The organism is Methanoculleus chikugoensis, assembly GCF_019669965.1.
GTDB classification, from domain to species: domain Archaea; phylum Halobacteriota; class Methanomicrobia; order Methanomicrobiales; family Methanoculleaceae; genus Methanoculleus; species Methanoculleus chikugoensis.
Map to the genome: position 1 here is coordinate 953,450 of NZ_AP019781.1, position 23,310 is coordinate 976,759.

Genomic DNA, 23,310 nt, shown 5'->3' on the forward strand with positions numbered 1-23,310 from the left:
ACCCTTCAGTAGATGAGCACGGGGGTCTCCACCCGCTGGCAGATGCGCAGAACGATCGGGCTTACCGAGACGTCGGTCGACTCCCCGTCGGCGTAGCGGCGGCAGAGCGCGACCATGTCGTGGTTCTTCGCCATCCGGACGACGTCGTCGCCTTTATGCCCGACAAACATCCGTGTCTGGGTCGAAAAGCCGTGTTCTTCGAGTCTTGCGGCAGTCCGTTCGAGGAGTTTCCGACCGTACTCTTCCTTCTTTGACCGGAACTCCTCCGTCGATTCACGGTCGAGCGCCTGTTTGAGGAGTTCGATCACCTCGGCGTCGGTGATGTAGGCGAGCGAGATTGTGGCGTCGTAGGCGGAGAGTACGTCGATTGCTTCGTCGGTGATGTCGTGAACGAAGAGATCGAGCGGCACCAGGATCGACCGGATCTCGGGAACGACCATCTCTTCGTCGGTCAGCAGGAACTCGCTGTAATCCTTCAGGACCGAGTCATACCGCTTCCCGACGATATCTTTGAACTTTCGCTGGATCAAGGACGAAGAGTATCCCATTGTGATCTAGGTATCCCGGCGCGCTGTTTTAATACTTTTGTTTGCCCGATTCCGGGCCCATATCCTGTCAAAATGCCGGAAGACGCTCTCTCGGCGGGAATTTCTGGCACCGGGAACCAGCTTTTTGATGCACCGGGTTTGCCGTCAACGCCCGCCTAACGACGCGAGCGCCTCCCGGCAGGCCGGACAGAGCCTCTTCCTCTTCCGGTCCAGTTCGTCCAGGGTCTTCGGCCGGAACATGACGCACTCGGGGTCGGGGCAGTGGTCGAGCCCGAGGAGGTGCCCGAGTTCGTGCGCGCCTTCTTTTGCCGTCCGGTCGATGAGGTCGGTGTCGTCCGGCACCCTGTCGTAGTAGTCGTTTCCGAGACGGGCGGTCGAGACGATGGCGACGCCGCATGGCGGTCTCGCGAGGCCGAAGACGAAGTCAAATCCGTTGACGTAGAGGTCGCGGGAGGTGACGAGCAGCAGGGGGCCGTCGATATCGTATCTGCGCGTGAGGGTGTCCTGCAGGCGGTCCAGGATCTTTTGAGCATCGTGCTGGTCGCGGTTCCGGTCGTACCCGTCGATGAGAAACGGGTATTCGACGAGCGCGGGTTTTTTCCCGAGGATCATCGCGATCATCCTGACGACCGGGAGTTCGATACCTCCCGGTGCCTGTGGGTCCCAAAGAATATTGATGCCCATTACCTAATCTCTGGGTAATGTGTCACTATAAACGTATTGAACGGAGTATCGGGGAGTATATCGCCGCCCGGTATCGCCGGGCTGTCGAGGTGGGTATCGGCAACAATCCCGAGGCCGCAAGGCTGATCAGAGCTGCCGGTGCCCTGGTGCTCTGCACCGACGTCCGGGCGGGCATCCGGCACGACGGGCTTACTGTGGTGACCGACGACGTCTTTGAACCGGATATCCGGCTGTATGAGGGCGCGGACCTGATCTACGCTGTGCGACCCGGCGTGGAGATGGTCCCGCCGCTGATCGCGCTTGCCGACCGGATCGACAGCGATCTCCTGGTCTACCACCTGGGATGCGAGATCTACGGGGACGGCGGCGAGGTCGTGGACTGCGGCCCGGTCCTCCTTCACCGCTACCGCCGGCGTGCCCCGTAGTTGAGCCATTTCGTCTATACGCTCACGTGCATCATACCCTCACGCGAAGAGCGACGTTTCCAGACTGGCCGGTTTCGCGATCACCTGCGCCATCATACCCTCACGCGAAGAGCGACGTTCCTCAAGAAACGACTGTCTGAAGGACAGGAGTTCGAGAAACCCGAAGGGTTTCGAGGAACGGAGCATGAGCACTCGAAGAGTGCGAATTCCGCAAAGAGGGCTGTCAGCACCCGTTAACCAGACTTCGCGCCCTTCGCGACTTCGCGTGAGATGGCGGGGCTGAGCGACAATACGGCCTCACGCGAAGTGGGATGTTCCGCAAGGAACGGAGCATGAGCACCGCAGGTGCGAAGAGCGCGAAGCCGCGAAGTGGACTGTAATGCCCAGCCATCACCCTTCGCGGCTCGCACCTACGGTGCTCAAGCTCGCTACGCTCGCTCTTTGCGTGCGCCTTCCGGCTCCCCGGTCCACTAGAAGAGCGTCGCCTGGCCCGGGGGAGGGTCCCGTCGGGATTCACCGGTATCGGCAGGCGGATCGTCGTCCCGGGACTTCCTGCCTTTCCCAGTTGCCTTCTCTTTTGCTGAGGCCTTCTTCTCCTTTGCTTTCTCTTCCTTTGCCACGTCTTTGACGACCTTCGTCGCCCGGGCTTTGTCGTGGATGAAGAGGGTCAGCTCGTCGGCGTCGAGCTCGAACCCGCGGACGTATTTTGCAGGATCCTGCTCGACGAGGATGCTGATTGCGGTGAAGAAGTCTTCCCGCAGCGTATCCTCCGGGGTATGGGTCATCTCGCTGAGCTTCCGGGAGAGGCCGGCCCGGACCGCCTTCTGCTTCTTCGACGCCCCCATCTTCTGCCAGCGCGACGGCGGCATGATGCGGCCGCGGACGCCGTGCCCGCCGGCGGCGTCGGCGACGCCGAGGAGCATGACCGCACTCGCGTAGCGCCAGAGGGTGTAATACTGACGGCGGTAGGTCCTGCCGATATACTCGTCCGCCCGCGAGAGGCAGGCGTAGCCTTTCGCCCGGGAGGCGAGATCCGGCATGTGGTCGAGGTTCCCCTCGAGCCACTGTTCGACGGTGTCGGGGGTATCCTCGACCTCCACCGCCATGCGGAGCAGGTCGGCGTCCCTCCTCTCTTTATAGACCGATCCGACGAGTTCGAAGATGGTCGAGCGCTCGTCTTTTGCGGAGGTGTGGACGTCGCCCGCCGCGAGGTGCTCCTTCCCGATGGCCGCGGCGTAGAGCATGTTCACCGCGGCCCGCATGTCGCCGTCGGCGCGGCTCGCGATCTCGTCGAGCGCGGCGGGATCGCATGTCATCCCTTCCGCGGCGCAGATCTGGCGGAGGCGGGGAACGATCGAGCGGGCCTGGAGCGCCCGGAACTGCACCGGCTCCGTGACCGCCTTGAGATCTCTCGTGAGGGAGTAGTAGTCGTTTGCAATCAGGATGATCGGCTGCTGCGCCGCCGCGATGATCTCCACGATCGCCTTCGCCCCGCCCCGGTCGGCCTGCCCGTGCAGGTTGTCGGCCTCATCCAGCAGGATGAGTTTGCGGCTCGCGCCGGAGAGGCTCGCCGTGGTGGAGCCCGAGCCCGCCACCTTCTCGAGGGCCGCTTTCGTCCGCTGGTCGGAGGCGTTCAGTTCCACCACCTCCCAGTTCATGTCGTTTGCGAGGGCATACGCGCTCGAGGTCTTGCCGGTGCCGGGTTTTCCGTACAGGATGAGCGGCTTCTTCTGCCGCGACCAGTCCCGCGCCCATTCGTATATCTGCCTGACGGCGCCGGAGTTCCCCACGACATCCTGAAGATGCTGCGGCCTGTACTTCTCCACCCAGTCCATACCAGACTATTCGACGCGGGGTATCAAAAATGCCACCCCGGTGCGATGCAAAACGATCTCGAGGACGCGCCGCAGGGGAGCCGTACCCGTTCCGGCCGGATTCCTGTCGGCAGTTCCCTTCCCGATCGGTTCCGGGAACGGAGTGCATAATACCGGTGAATCAAATACATTATCTCTGATGAGGCAGAATACCATAAAGAAACCTGGAGTGTTGGTGTTCTTGTGGTGAAGGATTGCTCCACCGATACGGTAGCACGGGCCGTCAGGGAATACGAAGGCGTCACCCGGAAGAGGGAGATCGGGGATATGATCCGGTCTCTCCGGATAGAGAGCCCTGATATTGTCGCTTCCTTCGGTGAGGATGCCGCGGTCATCCGGCATAATGCAGAGGACGCGCTGCTTCTTGCGGCGGACGGTATCTGGAGCAGGTTGATGGAGGCGGACCCGTTCTGGGCGGGGTACTGCGCCGTGCTCGTGAACGTTCACGACATCGCCGCCATGGGCGGAAGGCCGGTTGCGATGGTCGATATCCTCTCCGTTACGGACGACCGGATCCGCGACGAGGTGACCCGGGGTATGGTCGCAGCGTCCGCACAGTTCGGCGTCCCGATCGTGGGAGGGCACCTCCACCCGGAGACGCCCTACAGCGTTGTGGACGTGGCGATCCTCGGGACGGCCAGGATGGATCAGCTCATCTTCTCGAACACGGCAGAGGAGGGGGACGTGGTCGTCGCGGCGATTGACCTCGACGGCCGGGTGCACCCGGCGTGCTGCTTCAACTGGGACTCGGTCACGATGAAGTCGGCGGAAGCGGTGCGAGCCCAGATCCGGGTGATGGAGGATCTGGGAAAAGAGCGCCTGGTGACGGCCGGCAAGGACATCAGCAACCCGGGCGTCATCGGAACCCTCGGTATGCTCCTTGAGGTGAGCGGGAAGGGCGCGGTGATCGACCTCGAGGCGATACCCCGGCCGGATCTCTCGGCGATCGGCCTCTCCTTCGAGCAATGGGTGCGCATGTACCCCGGCATGGGGTTCATCCTGACCGTCAATCCGGCGAACGTGGAGGAGGTCTGCCGCCGGTTTGCCGACGTCGGAATCACCGCCGCTGCCATCGGTGAGGTTAACGGGACCGGGAGGCTCTCTGTCAGGTACCTGGGCCGGGAGACACAGGTCTTCGATCTCGACCGGAACGGCATCATGGGGATCTTTTCGGACGGAGGGGTATGCCGGTAACGGTCGGTCTTGGTGCGGCGTCTCCCGACGCGAAGATCCTCTCGACCGTCCGGGCGGTCGGCCGGGAGGTCGATCTCATCCTTTTCTCCCCGCCGGGAACCGCCGGAACGTTCGGTGATGCGGTTACGGTCGTCGAGGCCGCGGAACCACAGATCGCCCTCATCGAAGCTCTTTATGCCGGCAGGATCGATGCAGCCGTCAGGGGCACTCTCCCCGCGTCATCCACCCTGAAAGCCCTCAAGCAGGCTGCAGGCGTCGATCATCTGGAACGGATTGCCCTCCTCGAGACCGCTGACGGGCATCTCTTCCTCCTCGCCCCGGTCGGGGTCGACGAGGGCTGGACGGTCGAGGAAAAGGTGCGGTTCGCCAGAGTCGGCAGGGATATCGCCCGGAGTTTCGGGCTCCCCGAGGGGGTGGCGGTCCTCTCGGGAGGACGGCTCGGGGATCTCGGGCGGCACCCGGTCGTCGACCGGACGATGGCGGATGCCGAGCTCGTCGCACGCCTGACCGGGGCGGAGCACGCCGAGATCCTGATCGAGGGGGCGGCGGGAAGGTACGGGATGGTCGTGGCTCCCGACGGGATATCCGGGAACCTGATCTTTCGCACGCTCACGTTCCTCGGAGCCGGGGCGGGGCATGGTGCTCCAGTGGTAAATATCGATAGAATTTTCGTGGATACGTCGCGCGCCTCTGCAGATTATACCAATGCAATAATTCTGGCGAAATCTCTGGCGCAATCGGAAAGTCCCTGATTATGCTCTCGATATGTGATTGGGGCTCTTATACCCGTTTTAAAAATCGGCACCGTTCCCTGCCGATTATCGGGGTGCCCTGTCCGGACATACCCTCAATGGTAAAGAGAAACGCAAATTCCCGAGATTATCCCGAAACGTTTAAATATTAACTGATACACCTCTTTTTAGAGGTGGAATGAGATTATGGCAGATCTACCTATTGCTGCGGTTGTACGTATCGCAAAGAAGAATGGTGCTGAGAGAGTCGGCAGCGACGCCGCTGCCGCACTGGTTACCAAGGCTGAGGCGTACATCGCCGAGCTGACCAAGGAAGCCAACAGGCTTGCCCAGCACGCGGGACGCAAGACGATCAAGGCGGAAGATGTCGACCTCGCGGTTAAGTCCGCGTAAATCGACCCATCTTTCCTTCTCTTTACCGGGGTTCCTATGGGCCCCCTTTCATATCCTGTTCCGGCAGCATACATGCCGAACGCCCGGACGGTCTATCTTTCGTTCCGGGAGCGTGCCGGGTACTGCGTTTCGCTCCCGTGAAGCCGGCAGACAGATCGCGGATACGTGTCAGACGCTCACAGCGGCGATTCCAGCCGGGTTGTCCCGAGATGTCAGGAGTATTCACGTCTGCTGCACCGTGCAGGTTCTACGGGCCGCTACAGCGCTCCCGGGCGAAACCTTTCCACTTCAGGAAGGCGGGCCGGATCCGGGTAGTGCATGGTGGATATCGCCCCGTGGGATGGCGTCTCTGGGAAGTCTTCCCCCCCCTGTCTCTACCTGTCCGGGATGACTGTAGCCCCCACCCCGCCCGGCCTCCTCACTCACACCTGCGGTGCTTGAACTCCTGCCGTTCCGGCAGTCGTTCCCCGCCCGCGAGGGGCGGGGGCAGTCATGGCGATAGCCGGTGGGAAGCCGTGCATGGTTCTTCGCCGGTATCTCTCCGTGCAGTGGACCGTGGGGGCTGCGCACCTTCGGTGCTCGTGCTCCTGCCCTTCGGCCAGTCACATATCGCCATTGGGGGAGGCGGCTCGCGGGGAGGGGGAGCATCCCCCCTCCCCTGTCTCTACCCCAAACGGATCTTCTCGTAGCCCCCGCCTGCGCTCCCCTTTCCTGAGAGCAAAACTGCGGCCCTCACAGCCCTGCGAGAGCCAACAACCGTGTGCAATGCACCACTGACAAAAAAGTATCGTTTTCGGGGCTCACAGCGTCCCCTTGGTGCTCGGCACGTCGCCTATCGTGGGATCGATCGCCGCGGCCGCCCGGAGCGCCCGGGCGAACGCCTTGAACGCCGCCTCGCAGACGTGGTGGTCGTTCCTGCCCGAGACCGCGATGTGGGCGGTGATCCCGGCGTTGGTGCAGAGGCTGTAGAAGAAGTGCTCGATGAGGTCGCCGGGGATGCCGCCCGGGCCCACCGGCGAGAAGCCACCCTCGAAGACGAGGTAGCCCCGGCCGCCGAGATCGAGCGCCACCCGGGCGAGCGCCTCGTCCATCGGGACGGCGGCGTCGGCGAAGCGGGTGATCCCCCTCCCGTCTCCGACCGCTTCGGCAAGAGCCGTCCCGAGGACGATCCCGATATCCTCGATGGTATGGTGAGCGTCCACGGCGAGGTCGCCGGTCGCGCGGACGGAGAGATCGAGCCGCCCGTGCCGGGCAAACGATGTCAGCATGTGGTCGAAGAACGGTATCCCGGTCTCGATGGTTCCTGCCCCGGTCCCGTCGAGGTCGAGGGAGAGCCTGATATCGGTCTCCCGTGTCGTGCGGTGGATTTCACTCGTTCGCATGCGCAGCCTCCATGGCCTCCGAGAGCCGAACCTTCCCGGCGTAGAGGGCGGACCCGAGGACCGCTCCTGCCGCTCCGGCTTTCCGGAGCGCCGCGACGTCCCCGGGACTCGATATCCCGCCCGAGACGACGACCGGAACCTTCACCCGGCGGAGGAGTTCCGTCACGGGTTCGATGGCGATCCCCTGCTGGAGCCCCTCCACGTCCACGTTCGTGTAGAGGAGGGATCCCGCGCCGAGGCTCTCGAACCGCTCCGCCCAGGCGAGGTAACTCCCGGCAGGGCGCTCCCATCCCTCGATCATCACCTCGCCGGCCCGGGCGTCGATGCCCGCCATCACCCGTTCGCCGCCGAACTCATCGGCAAGCGTCCGGACGATCGCCGGCTCCCGGACGGCCTGGGTCGAGACGATCACCCGGTCGACGCCGGCCTCAAGCCACCCCGCGGCATCCTCCACACTCCTGATACCGCCGCCGAGTTCGACGAACGTCTCTGTCTCGCGGGTGAACGCCCGGATCAGATCGGCGTTTTTGCGCGCCCGGCCGAACGCCCCGTCGAGGTTGACGACGTGAAGGCCGTCCGCTCCCTGGTCAAGCCACCGGTGCGCCCAGGCGGCCGGATCGCCGTAGACCGTCGCCGCCTCCGGCCGCCCCTGCACCAGCTGCACGCACCGGCCGTCCAGAATATCGACTGCAGGATAGATCTCCATGTTCTCAGCGTATGATCCGTTCAATAGGCATAACTAATATGTCTTTTGCGCCGGCGCGCTTTAACTGGTTTATCAACTGATAGACCCGCTCTTCTTTCACGACGGCGTGAACGGCAACCAGATTCTCGTCGGATGCCACGTCCATCACCGTCGGGCCGGAGAGGCCGGGCAGCACCTCCCGCACGTCCGCAAGAGCGTTCCGGTGGACGTTCATCATCAGGTAGCACTGTCCCTTCGCCCGGATGACGCTCTCGAGGGCGAGGACAATCTCGTCGATCTTCTCGCGCTTGGCCGTGAGCGAAGCGGGGTTCGCCACCAGAATGGTCGTGGAGGCGAGCACCTCGTCGACGACGCGGAGGTGGTTTGTCCGCAGCGTCGTCCCCGAGGAGGAGAGGTCGACGATGGCGTCGGCGATCCCGAGGTGCGGCGTCGCCTCGCATGCCCCGCCGACGGTCACGATCGTGACGGCGACCCCGTGCCCGGCGAAGAACGCGCGGGTGATCGCCGGGAACTCGGTCGCCACCTTTGCGCCTGCAAGGTCGGCGACGGTCTCGACGTCCGACTCCTCAGGCACGGCGACGACGAGCGTGGCCTTCCCGGTCTGCAGGTCGAGAACCTGTTCGACCGCGGAACCCCGCTCCATCACCATATCCTTCCCGGTAATCCCGAGATCGGCGACGCCGCTCGCCACGTACTCAGGTATGTCGATCGGGCGGGCGAAGAGGATCTCCACGTTCGGGTCGCGGGTCCGGGTGATGAGCCTCCGATCGCTCCCGCCTTCGGCCAGGTGGAGGCCGCTCTTCTCGATCAGTTCGTTGATGGGCCCGGAAATCCTTCCTTTGTTCGGGATGGCGAGACGAACGAGCCCGGGTCCGGGCACGGGCTGCCGGGGTGACGGTTTACTCATGGGTTAGAACAACTCCAAAAATGTTAGAAGGGTTAGAAGGTAGAGAGTTCTCCCCTGATAACCTTCTCGGTGATGGCGGGGGTCTTCTCCAGCCATTCGTCGATGATGCCCTCGACGTCGGGCTTTATGGACTTGATGTCGTAGCCGGGTTTCGTGAGGATCTGGGCGCTCGCCACGTGCGGCTGGTCGATCGGGTAGCCGATCTGGGAGAGCATGCGGACGTACATCTCCTCGATCCCGTCGACCTTCGCGACGCAGTCCTGCGCGACCTGGGTCGCGAGGAGGTTGTAGATCTTGCCGATGTGGTTGATCGGGTTCTTGCCGCTCGTCGCCTCCATGCTCATCGGGCGGTTCGGGGTGATCAGCCCGTTCGCGCGGTTGCCGCGGCCGACCGAGCCGTCGTCGCCCATCTCGGCGGAGGTGCCCGAGACCGTCAGGAAGACGCTGGCGGCCTCGAGGTCGTCGGCGGTGTTGATGGCGACGTTGACCGATCTTCTGGTGAACTGTTTTGCGACCGCCGCGATCTGCTCCGTCAGGAAGTTCTTCTGCTCGATGTACTCGGCGATGCTTGAGCAGTAGCGGTCCACGAACGCCATCGCGATGGTCAGAGTGATGGCGTCGCCGTCACGCAGGCACATGATCTTGCAGTCCTGGCCGATGACGGGATACTTCGGGCGGAGCGTGTCGTCGATGTATGCGGCGACGCCCCTGACAATGCTCTCCGCCTCGCTGAACGGCGCGTGCCCGACACCGAACGAGGTGTCGTTCGCCCGCGGGACTTTCCCTTCGCATGACCGGAAGACGTCCTGCAGGTCGGTCGACCCCTTCCCCATCCGGCAGTCGACGATGATGTCGCGCTCCATGTTGAGGGTGGGGAGGATCTGTTTGATGTAATCCCGCGCTGCCTCGACGGCGATCGCGTCCGCGGGGATATTTATGCCGTTGAAGGTCTTCGTGGCCCGGCCCGATATGAGGAAGTAGATCGGCTTCGTGATCCGGCCGCCGCCGAACTTCGGGATCGACTCTCCCGCAACGACCTCGCCCTGATCGGTGTTGTGGTGCAGGACGCTGCCGCACTCTTCCAGGTACGACCTGCTGAGCGCTCTGCTGATCGACTCCGCGATGCCGTCCGCGAGACTGTCCGGGTGGCCGAGGCACTTCCTCTCCACCAGCTCTATCCGCTGCTTCTCGATCGGGATCTGGTCAAGCCCTTCTACGCTGATGTTTCTGGTCATCAAATCCACCGTAGTTCTAAAGTATGATAAGAGAAATGATTGCAATTCATATAACCATTTCTAACCGTCACTACGGAGGCGGATATCGGAACGGATGCTGATCTTGCATTGCCCGTCCCTGAAGATGCGCACCATGCCTCCGCTCTCGGAGACCGTGATGCCGATGACCGGGATCTCGTGGGTAATGGACGCGGTTGCGCGGTGCCGCCCCCCGAGACCCCCGGGGAGAGAGATGCCCCGCCCGGTGACGTCCAGGTAGCGGCCCGCCGCCCGCACCTCGCCGGTTTTATCGATGACGAAGACCCCGTCGAGCTGGGCGAACTCTTTGACGCTCTCCCAGTTGTCCCGGTTCTTGAGGTCCCGGAGTGTTCCGGGCTGCCCCTGGTAGGGGTTGAGGATCGCCTGGTGGGAGTGCCGGAAGATCTCCTCCGGGTCTCCTATGATGAACGCGGTGCCGATGGCTCTACCCTCCCTCCCCTCGACCGCGATCTCGAGGGCGAGCGAGAGAGCCGCATGGAGCACCTCGCGGGGGACGATGTCGGAGAAGTCTTTGAGGTTGATGAAGTTCTTCCCCTCCTCGATGTCGTAGAGGATGACGGCGTAGGGGAAGACGCCGACGACGAGGCCGGTTTCCAGGTTGCGCCGGAGGTAGAGGTGGACGGCGGCGTCGAGCATATGCCGCTCGCTCACCTCCAGGATATCGTGCATGGTGAGGTCTTTTAAAACGTCGAGCTGGAGTTCCTGCACCCGGATTATCGGGATATCGGGCACCTTTGCAAGAACCGGGGCCGGTTCGACGAACGAGACGACCGCCCGCGCCCCGATCTTCTCCGCCACGTCGCAGGCAGTTGCAAGCATCAGGTCGCCGTTCATACGACCTCGCGGATCAGCCCCGGTATCTCCGATGGACGGGACGCGACGGGGATGTTCAGGGCTCGGAGCCGCCGGACCTTGGATCGGGCGTCGCCCTCGCCTCCCTCGATGATCGCGCCGGCGTGGCCCATCCTCTTCTCGGGCGGGGCGCTCACGCCGGCGATGTAGGTGACGACGGGGAGATCGGTCGACCGGACGCCTTCCTCCTCGAGGTTGCCGCCCACCTCGCCGATGACGACGACGGCCTTCGTCTGCGGGTCTTCCTCGAACCGCGCGAGGACGTCCACGAACGTCTGGCCGATCACCGGGTCGCCGCCGATCCCGACGACCGTGCTCTGGCCGATGCCGGCGCGGGTGAGCTCGTCGACCACCTCGTAGGTGAGGGTGCCGCTCCGGGAGACAACGCCGACGTTGCCGCGGCGGGCGAGGTGTGCCGGCATGATCCCGAGTTTGCACTCTCCCGGTGAGAGGAGGCCCGGGCAGTTCGGGCCGATGACCGTGCAGTCGTGGAGTTTCGCGTAGGCGATCGCCGACATAGCGTCATGGACCGGGATGTGCTCGGTGATGACGACGGCAAGTTCGATCCCCGCGTGCGCCGCCTCCATGACTGCGTCGCCGGCAGCGCCTGCCGGGACGAAGACGACGCTTGCGGTCGCGTCGTGCTCGCGGAGCGCCTCGCGGACCGTGTTATAGACCGGGACGCCGTGAACCTCCCTCCCGGCCTTCCCGGGTGCAACCCCCGCGACGACGCCCCGTCCCCCGACCTCGCGGGCGTAGGCGTTCATCAGTTCCGTGTGGAACGTCCCCTGCTTGCCGGTGATGTTCTGGACGATCACGCCGAGATTTTTGTCTCCGTAGATCATTCTGCGACCTCCATCGCCGCTTTCACGGCAGCATCCATGCTCTCGAGCATCCGGTAGCCGCATTCGGCGAGCAGCCGCCGGCCTTCCTCCTCGTTCGTCCCGGCCATCCGGACGATGACCGTCGGCGCGACGCCGGCGGCGATGATCCCCTTCGCCACCTCGTCGCACCGGGTGATGCCCCCGAGGAGGTTGACGACGATCACGTTGACCCCGGGCATGCTCGCGACGAGTTTGACGGCGTGCATCACGCGTTCCTGGTCGGCGCCGCCCCCGACGTCGAGGAAGTTCGCGGCCCGGCCGTTGTAAAACTCGATCAGGTCGAGCGTCGACATCGTGAGCCCGGCGCCGTTGCCGATGACCCCGATGGTTCCGTCCAGTTCCACGTAGGAGAAGCCGTGCTTCTCGGCCTCGCGCTCGCGCTCCGAGAGGTCGCGGTTGACGGTTATCCCCTGGCGGGCGAGGGCGTTGTCGTCGATGATCAGTTTCGCGTCCGCCGCGTAGACCCCCCGTGCCGTCGTCACGAGCGGGTTTATCTCCGCAAGCATGGCATCCTTCCCCTGGAATACGTGGTAGAGGCTGTTGATGACGGGCGCGAGTTCCTTCGGCGCGCCGCCGAGGAGCTCCCGCATCAGGAACGGCGGGATGTCGCGGAGGAGGGGGGATACGACGACCCTCCGTACGGCGGACTCGTCCTCCTCCGCCATCTTCTCGATCTCCACACCGCCGGCGTCGGCGAAGAGCACCACCGGCTGTCTGCTCGACCGGTCGACGGCGATGCTCACGTAGTACTCGTGCTCGATGGGGAGGCGCTCCTCTGCGAGGATCTCCCTGACCGGGACGCCCTTGATCTCCCGGGAGAAGAGTTCCCGGGCGGTCTCGGCCGCCGTCGCGCGGTCGGCCATCAGGACGCCGCCGGCCTTGCCGCGCCCGCCGACGTCCACCTGGGCTTTCAGGACCACACCGTCGCCGAGGTCCGGCAGGTGTGCCGCGACCTCCTCCGGCGCCCGTATGACGACCCCTTTCGGGACCGGTATCCCGTACTCTGCAAAGACCCGTTTTGCCTCGTATTCCAGTAACTTCATAGGTTCACGCTCGTTCTCCGAGTTCGAATCCCCGCTTTAGCGCTTTCAAGTTCAGTTCCTCGGTGCCTTTCGGGACGCTGTCGAGCACCGCACGCTCGATCGCCTCCCTGCTCACGACCCCGGTTGCGGTCACGAGAGCGCCCATCATCACGATGTTCGCGACGATCTCCCGCCCGAGAGTGCCTTTCGCCTCCGATGTCGCCGGGATCTCGTAGTAACGGCAGGTCGGCCGCGACCGGACGAGGTCGGCATCGATGAGCATGACCGCGTCCTCTCCGGCACGAATTCCATACTTCTCGAACCCCTGCTGGGACATGATGACGTAGATGTCCGGTTCGGTCACCTCGGGGTAGAGGATCGGCGTATCATCGATCACCACCTGCCCCATCGAGGCCCCGCCCCGCGCCTCCGGGCCGTAGACCTGCGTCTGGACGGCGTATTTGCCGTCGTAGAGCGCCGCCGCCCGCCCGAGGATGACCGCGGAGAGGATGATCCCCTGTCCTCCGTATCCCGAGAACCGGATCTCGTGCCTCATCTCTGCACCCCCATCGCCGGCCGGTTCCGCCGGACGAGTTCCCCGACGGTGAACGTCCCTTCGGGGATCGGCTTTCCTTCCGCGACCAGCCGATCACGCTTCGCGACGAGTATCGCGTGGCTCCGGAGATGCTCGATCATGGCCGGGACGGTCCGGAGTTTGTTGTGGCGGCCGTAGTTGGTCGGGCACTGGGTTCTCGCCTCGATGAAGGAGAGCCCCGGCGTCTGCATCCCGGCGGCGACGGCCTTCGTCAGTTCCTTGACGTGGTAGGACGTCCAGCGGGCGACGTAGTTCGCGCCGGCGGCGACGGCGAGTTCCGCGAGGTCGAAGGCCGGTTCGCTCGCCCCGTACGGCGTTGTCGACGATATGGCTCCCGGCGGGGTCGTCGGGCTCCCCTGCCCGCCGGTCATGCCGTAGATGTGGTTGTTCATGCAGATCACGGTCATGTCCACGTTCCGGCGGCAGGCGTGAATGAAGTGGTTCCCGCCGATGGCGGCGAGGTCGCCGTCTCCCGTGAAGACGACGACGTGCAGGTCCGGCCGCGCCATCTTCACGCCCGTAGCGAACGCGAGCGCCCGGCCGTGAGTGGTGTGGAGCGAGTCGGTGAGGATGTAGCCGGGAGCGCGGGAGGAGCACCCGATCCCGGAGACGAAGACCGTCTCATCCCGTTTCCAGCCCATCTCCTCGACCGCCGCGAGGGTGCAGTTGATGATCGTCCCGTTCCCGCACCCGGTACAGTAGATGTGCGGCAGGCGGTCTTCCCGGAACCAGTCGGGCGCGATCATCGGTACACCTCCAGCACCCGCACGAGTTCGGCGGGGGTATGCAGTTCGCCGCCGATCTTCGGGATGGAGATGACCGGCTGGTCGACGTGGCGCTGGACCTCCCGCACCATCTGGCCCATGTTCAGTTCCGGCATCAGGAAGGTCCTGGCGTTCGGGAAGACCTTGAGGGCGAACTCCGGGAACGGCCAGACGACGCGGAGGCGCAGGTGCCCGATCGAGTCGTCGGGACGGTCGCGCATCACCTGCTCCACCGTCCGCGACGGCGGGCCGTAGGTGACGAAGACCGTCTCGGCGTCGGGGTTTACAACCTCGTAGTCGGCGATATCGCGGCGTGCCGACTCAATCTTCGCGACCAACCGCCGCACAAGTTTATCGTGCGCCTCGGGATCGGTCGTGTCCGGGTATCCGCGCTCGTCGTGGGTAAGGCCGGTCACGTGGACGGCCCTCCCCGAGCCGAAGGGTGCGAACCCGGGGACGCCGTCGTCCCCTGCCTCGAAGGGGAGGCTCCCCTCCGCGAGCGGGCGGGGGCGTTCGACCTCGACCGCGTCGGGGATGGTTACCCGCTCGCGCATATGCCCGACGATCTCGTCGGACATCAGGAATGTGGGGACCCGGAACCGGTCCGCGAGGTCGAACGCCTTCACCGTCAGGTCGAACATCTCCTGGACGGAGTTCGGGGTGAGTGCGATGGTGCTGTAGTCGCCGTGCGACCCGAACCGGCACTGGAGCATATCCCCCTGCGCCGCCCGTGTCGGCTGCCCGGTGCTCGGGCCGCCGCGCTGGATGTTGACGACGACGCACGGCGTCTCGGTCATGGCCGCGTAGCCGATATTCTCCATCATCAGCGAGAACCCGGGACCGCTCGTCGCGGTCATGGCCCTCGCCCCCGTCCAGGCGGCGCCGATGACGGCGGCGATGCTCGCGAGTTCGTCCTCCATGGAGATGAAGACCCCGCCGGCTTTCGGGAGTCTCCGGGCCATCGTCTCGGCGATCTCGGTCGACGGCGTGATCGGGTAGCCGCCGAAGAACCTGCACCCGGCGGCGAGCGCCCCCTCGGCGCACGCGGCGTTCCCCTGCATGAACTCGGTTCTGCTCAAAACTCCACCTCCACTTTGTGCGGTTCGAACGGCTTCTCTTCGACCCAGGAGATGGCCTGGTCGGGGCAGATCATGTGGCAGACCCCGCAGAGCATCCTGCCGTAGAGGGCCTGCAGCCTGCAGTTCGCACACCGTTCGGGGCGGTCGAGGACCGGGGCCACGATTCCCCGGCTGTTGAGTTCCGTTCCCTCCCGAAATATACCGTAGGGGCAGACCAGCACGCAGAGATTGCATCCTTTGCAGCGGCTTTCATCGATGACGAGTTTCATGAGACGGTATCCTGGTTGATATTGAATCGCTGGTGAAATTGTGTTTTCGCTTTCTCGCGTACGGCACGGAAGAGATCGCCACCGTGGGCGTCGATCCCGACCGTCAGCGGCAGGTGATCGGCCTCGATTATCCAGACAGCCTCGGCCATGCCGAGGTCTTCGAAATAGACGCCGGACAGGCGCATGCGTGCGGCGGCGAGCGCGGCGCACCCGCCCGTGAGCGCGAGGTAGACTCCGCGCCCCCGGAGTTGCTCGACCACCTCAGGCCCCATGCCGCCTTTGCCGACGAGGGCGCGGACGCCCGCGTCGATGAGAAATCCCGTGAGCCTGTTCATCCGGGCGGATGTCGTGGGGCCGGCGACGACGAGGCGGCCGTCCTGCACCACCGGGCCGCAGTGGTAGACCACGGCGCCCTCCGGATCGAAGGGGATGCCTTCTTCCATCATCCGCAGGTGAGCCTCGTCCCGGGCGGTGTAGATCGTCCCCGAGAGGGTGACCGTATCCCCTGCCCGGAGGTCGAGCACCTCGGCGCCGAGCGGTGTCCGGAGATTCACCGCTTCACCTCCACGGTCGCCCGGCGGCAGGCCCAGCACTGCACGTTCACCGCCACCGGGAGGGAGGCGGTGTGGCAGCCGGCGCGCTTCACCTTCACTGCGAGCGCCGTCGTGTCGCCGCCGAGCCCCATCGGCCCGATCCCGAGGGCGTTGACTGCGTCGCAGAGTTCCTGCTCGTAATCGTCCATGGTGTCGACCGGGAGGAGGAGCGCTTCCTTTGCAAGCGCGGCCGCCATATCGAACGTCCCGCCGATCCCGACGCCGAGGATCACGGGGGGGCAGGGTTTCCCTCCCGCAAGAAGCATCGTCTCCGCGACGAAGCGGGGGATCTCCCCTGCCTGCGAGGGGAGGAGCATCCCGATCCTCGAGACGTTCTCGGAACCCGCGCCTTTCGGGAGAACCGTCACCGTGAGCCTCTCCCCGGGCGTCACGTGGACCGCAGGCATCCCCACACCGGTGTTGTCCCCGGTATTCTCCCGGGTAAGGGGGTCGACGACGTTCGGACGGAGGGGGATCGCGGCCGTCGCTCTCTGCACCCCTTCCCGCACCCCGTCAAAGAGGGCGGGTGAGAACGGGACGTCGGGCGGAAGGGTGAGGTAGACCACCGGCACGCCGGTATCCTGGCAGATCGGCACCTGCCGCTCCGCTGCGAGCGCGATGTTCTCGAGAATGTTGCCGAGTTCCCGGCGTGCGATCTCGTCCCTCTCGGCTGCCGCCGCCCTCCGGAGCGCCGCGAGCACATCGGGGGGCAGCCGGATCTCGGCCTCTTGCAGCGCTCTCTCTGTGGCGTCTGCCAGTGCGCTCGAAAGCGCCGGATCTGCCGGATTAACCATCATGTATACTGGTGGGAAGAGACTATAAATACCTATATTTCTCCCGGTAACGGATACGCCGCCTGCGGGGAGTTCCCCGGAAAAAAGATGGGAAGTGATGTGGGTTTATGCTGTCGGCGCCCGCTCTTCGACAATCCTTGCGGGAGTCGGAAGTTTGTACGTGCCGCGCTTGAGCGAGACCTTGGCCTTCTCGACATACTGCGGGCTCGTCCAGACGGAGAAGACCTTCTGGCCCTTCTCCACTCGCGCCGCGGTGCCGACGGCTTTCCCGAAGGCGAGTCGCATGCCTTCCGAGACACGGTCCGCACCTGCGCCGGTCGCCTGCTTGTTCTCGCGGAGAACGTGGTGCGGGAAGGTCCGGATCTTTAAGTGGAAGTTTGCCCTCCCGACCTCCTTCTGGAGTTGCCGGTTGATGCCGATACGGGCGGCCTCAAGGGCCGTGTGGCGTATCTGGCAGGTCTCCTCGGCGACGATGGAGAGTTCGACCGGGTAACTCTCGGTGAGGTTGCCCATATCGAACTGCACGATCTTGCTGCCCGGCACGCCGCCCATATATTCCCTGCGTGTATATGCTTTCTTTGCGAGATTCCTGTACATCTTCGCTGGTTTTCGTACCATCGTTAAAAACTCCTGCCGATCTTTGAGTGCTTTATAAAATGGAGATGTCTTCTAATAAACCTTACTGGGTGTTTTCGGTCTCGTCGATCATCCGGAGCACCCTTCGCCGGACTTCTGCGAACTCTGCACTGGTGCGATCCCGCGGGTGCGGCCAGGGGATCTCGATGACCTCCCGGACGGAACCCGGCCTTGGGGAGAGGACGACGATCCTGGTGGCGAGGTAGACCGCTTCGTCGACGCTGTGGGTGACGAAGACGATCGTCTTCTTCGTCTGTTCCCAGAGGGAGAGGAGCTCTTTCTGCATCCTGTTCCGGGTCTGGGCGTCCAGCGCCCCGAACGGTTCGTCCATGAGGAGAACGTCGGGGTCGTTTGCGAGCGCTCGTGCAATCGCCACCCGCTGCCGCATCCCCCCGGAGAGTTCGTAGGGGTAGGCGTCCCGGAACTGGGAGAGGCCGACCATCTCGATGTAGCGGTCGGCCGTCCGCCGCCGCTCCTCTTTTGCGACGCCTTTCATCTCGAGGCCGAAGGCGACGTTGTCGATCACCCTCCGCCAGGGGAAGAGGGAGTACTCCTGAAAGACCATCCCGCGCTTCGGGTCCGGGCCGGTGACCGCGTGGCCGTCGACGGTCACGCTTCCGGTGGTCGCGGTCTCGAGTCCGGCGATGATCCGGAGAAGCGTCGTCTTCCCGCACCCCGACGGCCCGACCAGGCAGATGAACTCAGTATCGCCGATCTCCAGGTTGACGCCCTCGAGCGCCTGCGTGAAGGTGCCGTCCTCCTTCGGGAAGGCCTTGCCGACGTTCGCGACCGAGACTCCGCTCATTTCAGGCCACCTCTCCTGCCCGCCACCGCAGGAGCTGCTTATCGACGTAGTTCCTGAAGATGCGGTCGATGATGAGCCCCGTAAATCCGAGGATCAGCATGTAGACGACGACATTGGGCATCTGGTGGAGGTAGTAGTTATGCCAGAGCTGGTAGCCGAGGCCGTAGGTGGAGACGCCGAACATCTCGGCGGCCACGAGACACATCCAGCCGACACCCATGGCGATCCTGACGCCGGAGGCGATCGCCGGGACGGCGGCGGGCAGGGCGACATGGCGGATCAGCTCAAACGAGGTGTCGCACCCGAGCACCTTGCCCGCCTCGACGAAGACCTTCGGGACGTCCCGGAACGCGGCGTAGGTCGCGGTCAGGATCGGGAAGAACGCTCCTGCAAAGATGACGAAGCCTGCCGCCTGGGTGGTGAGCCCGAACCAGATGATGGCGAACGGGATCCAGGCGAGCGGCGGGATGGGGCGGAGGGTCTCGATGATCGGGTCGAGGAGGTGGTCCGCCACCCGGAACCATCCCATCAGGATCCCGAGGGGGACGCCGAGGATGAACGCCGCGATGATCCCGATCCCGAAATGTTCGAGGCTCACTGCAAGGTCGGTGAGGAGCGTGCCGGACCCGAGGAGGTTTATGAATGCGCTGGCGACGTCGGTGACGCTCGGGAGGATGAATGATCGCCCCACCACGTACTCGGCGATGATCTGCCATACTATCGCCACGACGGCGACCGCTGCGATGCCGAGGAGTCGTTTCTGTGTCTGCTGCTTCATGGTTCTATTCCGCTGCTCATGACGGGTGCCGGAGTGGATCGCTGGCCGATCACCTCAGGAACCTTTTCTATTACTTCATCGGCATCGCCGTAAAAGATACTTTTGGAGAAGAAATGGAGAGGTCCCGGGTTATGCCCGGGCCTTCTCGTAGAACGAGAGGTCGAAGAGGTCGTCCTGGGTCAGGGGCTTGTTGATGTAGCCGAGCTCGTACTGGAGGTTCGTATACTCGACCACCGAGGTCGTGATGACGTTCGGGTCGGCGGTCCAGGTGCCGTCCCAGTCCCGGAAGGATGCCTTCACGGTCTCGACGTTCTGTCCGGTCTTTGCGGAGTAGATGGATGCGGCCTCGTCGGGGTGTTCGAGGTTGTACTCCGTCGCCCTGATGTGCGTCTTCACGATCTGCTCGACGATCTCGGGGTGCTCGCGGATCAAAGAACCGCTCGCCACGAGGACACAGCAGGCATGGTCCTTCATCATCTCGCCCGACTGCACCACGGTCCTCCCCGTGCCCTCCGCCGCGATGATGGACGGAGACGGGTGGGGCAGGAAGACGCCGTCGACCTGGCCGGCGGAGATGGCGGTGGTTGCGGCGCCGGGGTCCATGGCGACGATGGTGACGCTTGCGGGGTCGACGCCGTTCTCTTCAAGCCAGGATCGCAGGATGGTGTCCTGGATCGTTCCCGGTGGGAAGGTGGCGATCTTCTTGCCGACGAGGTCTGCAGGGCCCGTATAGGGAACCTCGTTCCTGAGTACCAGATCGGATCCTTGAGTCTGCACCGCTGCGATGATCTTCGCGTCGAGCCCGGTGCTCACGGCCGCGATGAACGGGGCGGCGCCGACGTAGGCGATATCAAGGTCCCCGGAGAGCATCGCCTGCATCTCGGGCGCGCCGGTGGGGAAGTTGTAGTCGGTCACCTGCGTGATGCCGAAGGGTGCGAGGTCCTCCTGCCACCATCCCTTCTCCATCGCGGTCACGTGGGCGACCTGATGGGTGCTCGGTTGGTAGCCGATCCGCAGATGCGTCACGTCGCCGGTATTTGTTCCGGTGCATCCGCTTACAAATGTGAACGCCGCGACCAGGGCCACGGCCAGAAGAATTGCAGTAAGTTGCTTCATGCGTATCTCCATCAGTATGGGTTACTGTATAATGAGTAATCATCAACGCTGTCGGTATATAGTAGTGTCGAAAATTGGCAGTATAATTATACTATGATATTAAAATTTGTTCGACATTTTCCCCTATTGGAGAAACGGGTGCGAGGTAATGTGGAGGCGGAGGCGCACTTTGCCGGGTGAGGTCGTCCCCGGATGCCTCTACCGGGGCCCCCCTCCCGGTCCCTCCCCCGTCCAGGCGCATACCCAATGGAACGGCGTTTCACCATCTTTGCCCGGGAATATATCCGGGAAATCAGCGCTCTGATAAGGGCGTATCGAAGGTCCGGAGATCCTTTCGGGACAACCTCTTACTTAACCTACAGTATCCTACTGTAATCTACCGTACATGAGTTGGATGCCCGGATATGGTTGCCGGAAACAATCAATCTGTAAAAACCGGAGGAAGAAAAAATGACAAATGACTTAACATTTGACGAGGCGATGAAAAAGCATCTTCAGACATTGAAACAGTATGTGCCGATTGTAGCAAGAGTTCATGGGGGAAATCACCCGGAATTTCATGAAGTTCGCAAATTGTTTGATACAATCGTTAAGAAAACAAAAGACGCAGGTTCAGATAAACCCGAGTTAAACGAAGAGTTTGCCAAACTGCGGGAGATTACGGATACATACACAGTCCCGGGAGATGTGTGCGAAAGTTATGAGGCTGTTTACAGTATGTTGGCCGAGCTGGATAGGGCATACCGTGCTTAAATCGTTATAATGCAGAGAAGATGGTGAGATTTGTGCAGAGGTTTATACTCAGCAAGAAAAATCATATAACGCTGATCAGCGCCATCTTAATCGTTTTCGGATTTATCAGTGGACTGGGTTTTCAAAATGAGACCGTAGCTATCTGGTTCCTGGCTATCGCCTCAATGTTAGGGATTGCGCCTATTGCAATTCAGGCCTATCAGGCATTGAAGATTAGAGTCGTCAGTATCGATGTTTTAGTTACCGTCGCGGTTATCGGGGCGTTTCTCCTTCAAAATTTTGAGGAGTCCGCCATTGTCACCTTCTTATTCTTGTTTGGCGCTTTTCTGGAACAGCGGACATTGAACAAGACGCGTTCGGCCATAAAAGAGCTGACGGAGATGGCGCCGGAGAGCGCTTTAAAACAGATGGAGAATGGTGTATTTGAAGAAGTATTAGTGGATGAGGTTGACGTCGGCGATATCTTACTGGTGAAAACCGGCGCGAAAGTTCCTGTTGATGGAACCGTTCTGTCGGGAGAAGGCCACATTAACGAGGCAAGTATCACCGGCGAGTCTGTCCCGGTTGGCAAAAAGAAAGATTCGGGCGTATATGCCGGAACGATTCTGGAGAATGGAACGCTTCAAATTGTTGCCGACCGTGTAGGTGAAGATACTACTTTTGGCAGAATTATAGAGTTAGTTGAAGAAGCGCAGGATTCAAAATCCGAAGCGGAACGCTTCATTGACAGATTTTCTAAATACTACACTCCGGCAGTTTTAGGGCTTGCAATTATCACATGGTTATTTTCACGAGATGTTGAACTGGCCATTACATTGTTAGTTCTGGGATGCCCCGGCGCACTGGTTATCGGCGTACCTGTTTCAAACGTAGCGGGCATTGGCAACGGAGCACGGCACGGCGTTCTTTTAAAAGGCAGTGAAGTTATTGGGGATTTTAGCAGGGTTGATACAATCGTTTTCGACAAAACAGGTACGTTGACAATAGGCAATCCTGAAGTCGCAGACAAAGAATTTTACACAGACAACGTTGGAGGGGTATTAGCTTACCTTGCAAGCGTTGAAAAAGAATCGGACCATCCCCTGGCCAACGCGATTGTAGAACATATCGGTGATACGACATTATGTCGAGTAGAACGAACGGATGTTGTAAAAGGCGCCGGAATTGTCGCTTACATCGAGGGACATAGGGTTGCGGTAGGCAATGTTACGCTCATGGAGCGGGAGAATGTTCATTTAGCTGAAAAGGCCCGTGCAGATATTGCCCGATTCGAAAAGAACGGAAACTCACTCGTTTTAATATCCGTCGATGGTGAACTAAAAGCACTGATGGGTATCCGTGACCAGATTCGCCCGGGCGTAAAAGAAGACCTGCAAAAATTAAAGAAATTGGGCGTTAAAAATCTGGTAGTTCTCTCGGGAGACAACCAGGGGACAGTTGATCTGGTGGCGGGTGAACTGGGGCTGACAGAAGCGCACGGACATATGTTACCGGGAGATAAGTCGAAATATATTGAAAAATTAAAAACTAAAGGTCATATAGTGGCATTCGTTGGAGACGGAGTGAATGATAGCCCCTCTCTGGCTCTGGCACAGATCGGAATTGCTATGGGAAGCGGCACAGATGTCGCAATTGAGACCTCGGACGTCGTCCTGATGAATTCGGATTTCAGTCGCTTGCCACACGCACTGGGCTTAACAAAAGCAACAGCTGCTAATATGCACCAGAATATTGTTATCGCAGTAGGAGTTGTGCTGATCCTGCTTGCAAGTGTATTTTTAAGTGAATGGATGAACATGTCTATAGCGATGCTGGTACACGAAGCAAGCATATTAGCCGTGATTCTAAACGGGATGCGGCTTCTCCGTTACCAATTATGATATTAGAATAAGGAGAGATGAACATGAAAAAAGCAACGATTCAATTAGAAACATTGGCTTGCCCGTCATGTGTTCAGAAGATTGAAAAAGCAACAAAATCTTTGGCCGGTGTGGATAAAGATAGCGTAAAGGTGCTGTTTAACTCAAGCAAAGTAAAATTTGACTTTGATACTGAAAAAATATCCATCGGGGATGTCGAAAAGGCCATTACCGCGCTTGGATACGTTGTTCTAAAATCTCAAGTTAAAGATAAGTGAATTGCCCCGCGCCTGTTGGGAGGGGCTTCCTGCTTCATCCCCCTCCCCTTCGGGAGCAGGTCCGCAGGCTCGACGGCGCGTTCCGCACCTGTTA

At 61.9% G+C, this 23,310-nt stretch carries 27 protein-coding genes; 7 read left to right on the top strand and 20 right to left on the bottom strand.

Annotation, left to right across the window (positions count from 1 at the left end):
- Positions 1–5 precede the first annotated feature (5 nt).
- Together MchiMG62_RS04905 and MchiMG62_RS04910 are read right to left on the bottom strand one after the other, a co-directional pair.
- Complete coding sequence (locus MchiMG62_RS04905; protein WP_221058135.1) at positions 6–548, bottom strand: universal stress protein; 543 nt, start codon at positions 546–548, stop codon at positions 6–8.
- A 144-nt stretch (positions 549–692) separates the two neighbouring features.
- Positions 693–1,232 (bottom strand): archaemetzincin family Zn-dependent metalloprotease, encoded by a 540-nt coding sequence (locus MchiMG62_RS04910; protein ID WP_221058136.1) that lies wholly within the window; start codon positions 1,230–1,232, stop codon positions 693–695.
- A gap of 17 nt (positions 1,233–1,249) precedes the next feature.
- On the opposite strand from MchiMG62_RS04910, the gene MchiMG62_RS04915 reads away from it, so the two are divergent.
- The gene (locus tag MchiMG62_RS04915; RefSeq protein WP_221058137.1) at positions 1,250–1,657 is read left to right on the top strand and encodes a UPF0146 family protein; all 408 of its coding nucleotides are present in this window, start codon (positions 1,250–1,252) and stop codon (positions 1,655–1,657) included.
- A gap of 470 nt (positions 1,658–2,127) precedes the next feature.
- Here the strand turns inward: MchiMG62_RS04915 and MchiMG62_RS04920 are convergent, their stop codons facing one another.
- Positions 2,128–3,492 carry a replication factor C large subunit gene (locus MchiMG62_RS04920; protein WP_221058138.1) on the bottom strand — a complete coding sequence of 455 codons (1,365 nt, stop codon included), beginning with the start codon at positions 3,490–3,492 and terminating at the stop codon, positions 2,128–2,130.
- 222 nt (positions 3,493–3,714) lie between these two features.
- Here MchiMG62_RS04920 and MchiMG62_RS04925 point away from each other — a divergent pair, with 222 nt between their 5' ends.
- The 3 genes from MchiMG62_RS04925 to MchiMG62_RS04935 all read left to right on the top strand — a co-directional run bounded on the left by MchiMG62_RS04925 (position 3,715) and on the right by MchiMG62_RS04935 (position 5,870).
- Positions 3,715–4,725, top strand: coding sequence for a methanogenesis marker 2 protein (locus tag MchiMG62_RS04925; protein WP_221058139.1), 1,011 nt, complete (start codon positions 3,715–3,717; stop codon positions 4,723–4,725).
- Complete coding sequence (gene mtxX, locus MchiMG62_RS04930; protein WP_221058140.1) at positions 4,716–5,477, top strand: methanogenesis marker protein Mmp4/MtxX; 762 nt, start codon at positions 4,716–4,718, stop codon at positions 5,475–5,477. The genes MchiMG62_RS04925 and mtxX overlap by 10 nt, the downstream gene beginning before the upstream one ends.
- Positions 5,478–5,663: 186 nt before the next feature.
- Positions 5,664–5,870 carry a histone family protein gene (locus MchiMG62_RS04935; RefSeq protein ID WP_011843678.1) on the top strand — a complete coding sequence of 69 codons (207 nt, stop codon included), beginning with the start codon at positions 5,664–5,666 and terminating at the stop codon, positions 5,868–5,870.
- Positions 5,871–6,670: 800 nt separating this feature from the next.
- On the opposite strand, the gene hisB is transcribed toward MchiMG62_RS04935, so the two are convergent.
- The 17 genes from hisB to MchiMG62_RS05020 form a co-directional block, all read right to left on the bottom strand.
- On the bottom strand, positions 6,671–7,252 hold the full coding sequence (gene hisB, locus MchiMG62_RS04940) for an imidazoleglycerol-phosphate dehydratase HisB (RefSeq protein ID WP_221058141.1): 582 nt from the start codon (positions 7,250–7,252) through the stop codon (positions 6,671–6,673).
- On the bottom strand, positions 7,239–7,958 hold the full coding sequence (gene hisA / locus MchiMG62_RS04945) for a 1-(5-phosphoribosyl)-5-[(5-phosphoribosylamino)methylideneamino]imidazole-4-carboxamide isomerase (RefSeq protein ID WP_221058142.1): 720 nt from the start codon (positions 7,956–7,958) through the stop codon (positions 7,239–7,241). Before hisA ends, hisB begins: the two co-directional genes overlap by 14 nt.
- A 4-nt stretch (positions 7,959–7,962) precedes the next feature.
- On the bottom strand, positions 7,963–8,865 hold the full coding sequence (gene hisG / locus MchiMG62_RS04950) for an ATP phosphoribosyltransferase (protein ID WP_221058143.1): 903 nt from the start codon (positions 8,863–8,865) through the stop codon (positions 7,963–7,965).
- Positions 8,866–8,897: 32 nt separating this feature from the next.
- On the bottom strand, positions 8,898–10,100 hold the full coding sequence (locus MchiMG62_RS04955; protein WP_221058144.1) for a methionine adenosyltransferase: 1,203 nt from the start codon (positions 10,098–10,100) through the stop codon (positions 8,898–8,900).
- A 60-nt stretch (positions 10,101–10,160) separates the two neighbouring features.
- A complete protein-coding gene (locus MchiMG62_RS04960) occupies positions 10,161–10,973 on the bottom strand; it encodes a DNA integrity scanning protein DisA nucleotide-binding domain protein (RefSeq protein WP_221058145.1) in 813 nt (270 codons plus the stop codon).
- Positions 10,970–11,836, bottom strand: coding sequence for a succinate--CoA ligase subunit alpha (gene sucD, locus MchiMG62_RS04965; protein ID WP_221058146.1), 867 nt, complete (start codon positions 11,834–11,836; stop codon positions 10,970–10,972). The genes MchiMG62_RS04960 and sucD overlap by 4 nt, the downstream gene beginning before the upstream one ends.
- Complete coding sequence (locus MchiMG62_RS04970; RefSeq protein WP_221058147.1) at positions 11,833–12,918, bottom strand: succinate--CoA ligase subunit beta; 1,086 nt, start codon at positions 12,916–12,918, stop codon at positions 11,833–11,835. Before MchiMG62_RS04970 ends, sucD begins: the two co-directional genes overlap by 4 nt.
- Before the next feature lie 4 nt (positions 12,919–12,922).
- Positions 12,923–13,453 (bottom strand): 2-oxoacid:ferredoxin oxidoreductase subunit gamma, encoded by a 531-nt coding sequence (locus MchiMG62_RS04975; RefSeq protein ID WP_221058148.1) that lies wholly within the window; start codon positions 13,451–13,453, stop codon positions 12,923–12,925.
- The gene (locus tag MchiMG62_RS04980) at positions 13,450–14,238 is read right to left on the bottom strand and encodes a thiamine pyrophosphate-dependent enzyme (protein ID WP_221058149.1); all 789 of its coding nucleotides are present in this window, start codon (positions 14,236–14,238) and stop codon (positions 13,450–13,452) included. The genes MchiMG62_RS04975 and MchiMG62_RS04980 overlap by 4 nt, the downstream gene beginning before the upstream one ends.
- A complete protein-coding gene (locus MchiMG62_RS04985; RefSeq protein WP_244987806.1) occupies positions 14,235–15,335 on the bottom strand; it encodes a 2-oxoacid:acceptor oxidoreductase subunit alpha in 1,101 nt (366 codons plus the stop codon). The genes MchiMG62_RS04980 and MchiMG62_RS04985 overlap by 4 nt, the downstream gene beginning before the upstream one ends.
- Positions 15,332–15,604: a 4Fe-4S dicluster domain-containing protein gene (locus MchiMG62_RS04990; protein ID WP_221058150.1), complete on the bottom strand. Its 273-nt coding sequence runs from the start codon at positions 15,602–15,604 to the stop codon at positions 15,332–15,334. Before MchiMG62_RS04990 ends, MchiMG62_RS04985 begins: the two co-directional genes overlap by 4 nt.
- Complete coding sequence (locus MchiMG62_RS04995) at positions 15,601–16,158, bottom strand: FumA C-terminus/TtdB family hydratase beta subunit (protein WP_221058151.1); 558 nt, start codon at positions 16,156–16,158, stop codon at positions 15,601–15,603. The genes MchiMG62_RS04990 and MchiMG62_RS04995 overlap by 4 nt, the downstream gene beginning before the upstream one ends.
- On the bottom strand, positions 16,155–16,994 hold the full coding sequence (locus MchiMG62_RS05000; RefSeq protein WP_221058152.1) for a fumarate hydratase: 840 nt from the start codon (positions 16,992–16,994) through the stop codon (positions 16,155–16,157). Before MchiMG62_RS05000 ends, MchiMG62_RS04995 begins: the two co-directional genes overlap by 4 nt.
- 102 nt (positions 16,995–17,096) lie before the next feature.
- Positions 17,097–17,609 carry a 50S ribosomal protein L16 gene (locus MchiMG62_RS05005; protein ID WP_054848291.1) on the bottom strand — a complete coding sequence of 171 codons (513 nt, stop codon included), beginning with the start codon at positions 17,607–17,609 and terminating at the stop codon, positions 17,097–17,099.
- Between the two features lie 61 nt (positions 17,610–17,670).
- Positions 17,671–18,432, bottom strand: a complete 762-nt coding sequence (locus MchiMG62_RS05010) for an ABC transporter ATP-binding protein (protein ID WP_221058153.1) — start codon at positions 18,430–18,432, stop codon at positions 17,671–17,673.
- A gap of 1 nt (position 18,433) precedes the next feature.
- Positions 18,434–19,210: an ABC transporter permease gene (locus MchiMG62_RS05015; RefSeq protein ID WP_221058154.1), complete on the bottom strand. Its 777-nt coding sequence runs from the start codon at positions 19,208–19,210 to the stop codon at positions 18,434–18,436.
- Positions 19,211–19,339: 129 nt separating this feature from the next.
- Positions 19,340–20,326, bottom strand: coding sequence for an ABC transporter substrate-binding protein (locus MchiMG62_RS05020; protein WP_221058155.1), 987 nt, complete (start codon positions 20,324–20,326; stop codon positions 19,340–19,342).
- Between the two features lie 450 nt (positions 20,327–20,776).
- Between MchiMG62_RS05020 and MchiMG62_RS05025 the strand changes: the two genes are divergently transcribed.
- The 3 genes from MchiMG62_RS05025 to MchiMG62_RS05035 are packed head-to-tail and all read left to right on the top strand — an operon-like array spanning position 20,777 to position 23,216.
- Complete coding sequence (locus tag MchiMG62_RS05025) at positions 20,777–21,079, top strand: iron-sulfur cluster repair di-iron protein, ric (RefSeq protein ID WP_221058156.1); 303 nt, start codon at positions 20,777–20,779, stop codon at positions 21,077–21,079.
- A 20-nt stretch (positions 21,080–21,099) separates the two neighbouring features.
- Complete coding sequence (locus MchiMG62_RS05030; RefSeq protein WP_221058157.1) at positions 21,100–22,959, top strand: heavy metal translocating P-type ATPase; 1,860 nt, start codon at positions 21,100–21,102, stop codon at positions 22,957–22,959.
- Between the two features lie 23 nt (positions 22,960–22,982).
- Positions 22,983–23,216, top strand: a complete 234-nt coding sequence (locus MchiMG62_RS05035; RefSeq protein ID WP_221058158.1) for a heavy-metal-associated domain-containing protein — start codon at positions 22,983–22,985, stop codon at positions 23,214–23,216.
- Positions 23,217–23,310 lie beyond the last annotated feature (94 nt).

Bases quoted from the DNA above. Each gene is read 5' to 3' on its own strand.
- MchiMG62_RS04905 (WP_221058135.1), bottom strand. From the start codon at position 548: ATGGGATACTCTTCGTCCTTGATCCAGCGAAAGTTCAAAGATATCGTC.
- MchiMG62_RS04910 (WP_221058136.1), bottom strand. From the start codon at position 1,232: ATGGGCATCAATATTCTTTGGGACCCACAGGCACCGGGAGGTATCGAA.
- MchiMG62_RS04915 (WP_221058137.1), top strand. From the start codon at position 1,250: ATGTGTCACTATAAACGTATTGAACGGAGTATCGGGGAGTATATCGCC.
- MchiMG62_RS04920 (WP_221058138.1), bottom strand. From the start codon at position 3,492: ATGGACTGGGTGGAGAAGTACAGGCCGCAGCATCTTCAGGATGTCGTG.
- mtxX (WP_221058140.1), top strand. From the start codon at position 4,716: ATGCCGGTAACGGTCGGTCTTGGTGCGGCGTCTCCCGACGCGAAGATC.
- MchiMG62_RS04935 (WP_011843678.1), top strand. From the start codon at position 5,664: ATGGCAGATCTACCTATTGCTGCGGTTGTACGTATCGCAAAGAAGAAT.
- hisB (WP_221058141.1), bottom strand. From the start codon at position 7,252: ATGCGAACGAGTGAAATCCACCGCACGACACGGGAGACCGATATCAGG.
- hisA (WP_221058142.1), bottom strand. From the start codon at position 7,958: ATGGAGATCTATCCTGCAGTCGATATTCTGGACGGCCGGTGCGTGCAG.
- hisG (WP_221058143.1), bottom strand. From the start codon at position 8,865: ATGAGTAAACCGTCACCCCGGCAGCCCGTGCCCGGACCCGGGCTCGTT.
- MchiMG62_RS04955 (WP_221058144.1), bottom strand. From the start codon at position 10,100: ATGACCAGAAACATCAGCGTAGAAGGGCTTGACCAGATCCCGATCGAG.
- MchiMG62_RS04960 (WP_221058145.1), bottom strand. From the start codon at position 10,973: ATGAACGGCGACCTGATGCTTGCAACTGCCTGCGACGTGGCGGAGAAG.
- sucD (WP_221058146.1), bottom strand. From the start codon at position 11,836: ATGATCTACGGAGACAAAAATCTCGGCGTGATCGTCCAGAACATCACC.
- MchiMG62_RS04970 (WP_221058147.1), bottom strand. From the start codon at position 12,918: ATGAAGTTACTGGAATACGAGGCAAAACGGGTCTTTGCAGAGTACGGG.
- MchiMG62_RS04975 (WP_221058148.1), bottom strand. From the start codon at position 13,453: ATGAGGCACGAGATCCGGTTCTCGGGATACGGAGGACAGGGGATCATC.
- MchiMG62_RS04980 (WP_221058149.1), bottom strand. From the start codon at position 14,238: ATGATCGCGCCCGACTGGTTCCGGGAAGACCGCCTGCCGCACATCTAC.
- MchiMG62_RS04990 (WP_221058150.1), bottom strand. From the start codon at position 15,604: ATGAAACTCGTCATCGATGAAAGCCGCTGCAAAGGATGCAATCTCTGC.
- MchiMG62_RS05000 (WP_221058152.1), bottom strand. From the start codon at position 16,994: ATGATGGTTAATCCGGCAGATCCGGCGCTTTCGAGCGCACTGGCAGAC.
- MchiMG62_RS05005 (WP_054848291.1), bottom strand. From the start codon at position 17,609: ATGGTACGAAAACCAGCGAAGATGTACAGGAATCTCGCAAAGAAAGCA.
- MchiMG62_RS05010 (WP_221058153.1), bottom strand. From the start codon at position 18,432: ATGAGCGGAGTCTCGGTCGCGAACGTCGGCAAGGCCTTCCCGAAGGAG.
- MchiMG62_RS05015 (WP_221058154.1), bottom strand. From the start codon at position 19,210: ATGAAGCAGCAGACACAGAAACGACTCCTCGGCATCGCAGCGGTCGCC.
- MchiMG62_RS05020 (WP_221058155.1), bottom strand. From the start codon at position 20,326: ATGAAGCAACTTACTGCAATTCTTCTGGCCGTGGCCCTGGTCGCGGCG.
- MchiMG62_RS05025 (WP_221058156.1), top strand. From the start codon at position 20,777: ATGACAAATGACTTAACATTTGACGAGGCGATGAAAAAGCATCTTCAG.
- MchiMG62_RS05030 (WP_221058157.1), top strand. From the start codon at position 21,100: ATGGTGAGATTTGTGCAGAGGTTTATACTCAGCAAGAAAAATCATATA.
- MchiMG62_RS05035 (WP_221058158.1), top strand. From the start codon at position 22,983: ATGAAAAAAGCAACGATTCAATTAGAAACATTGGCTTGCCCGTCATGT.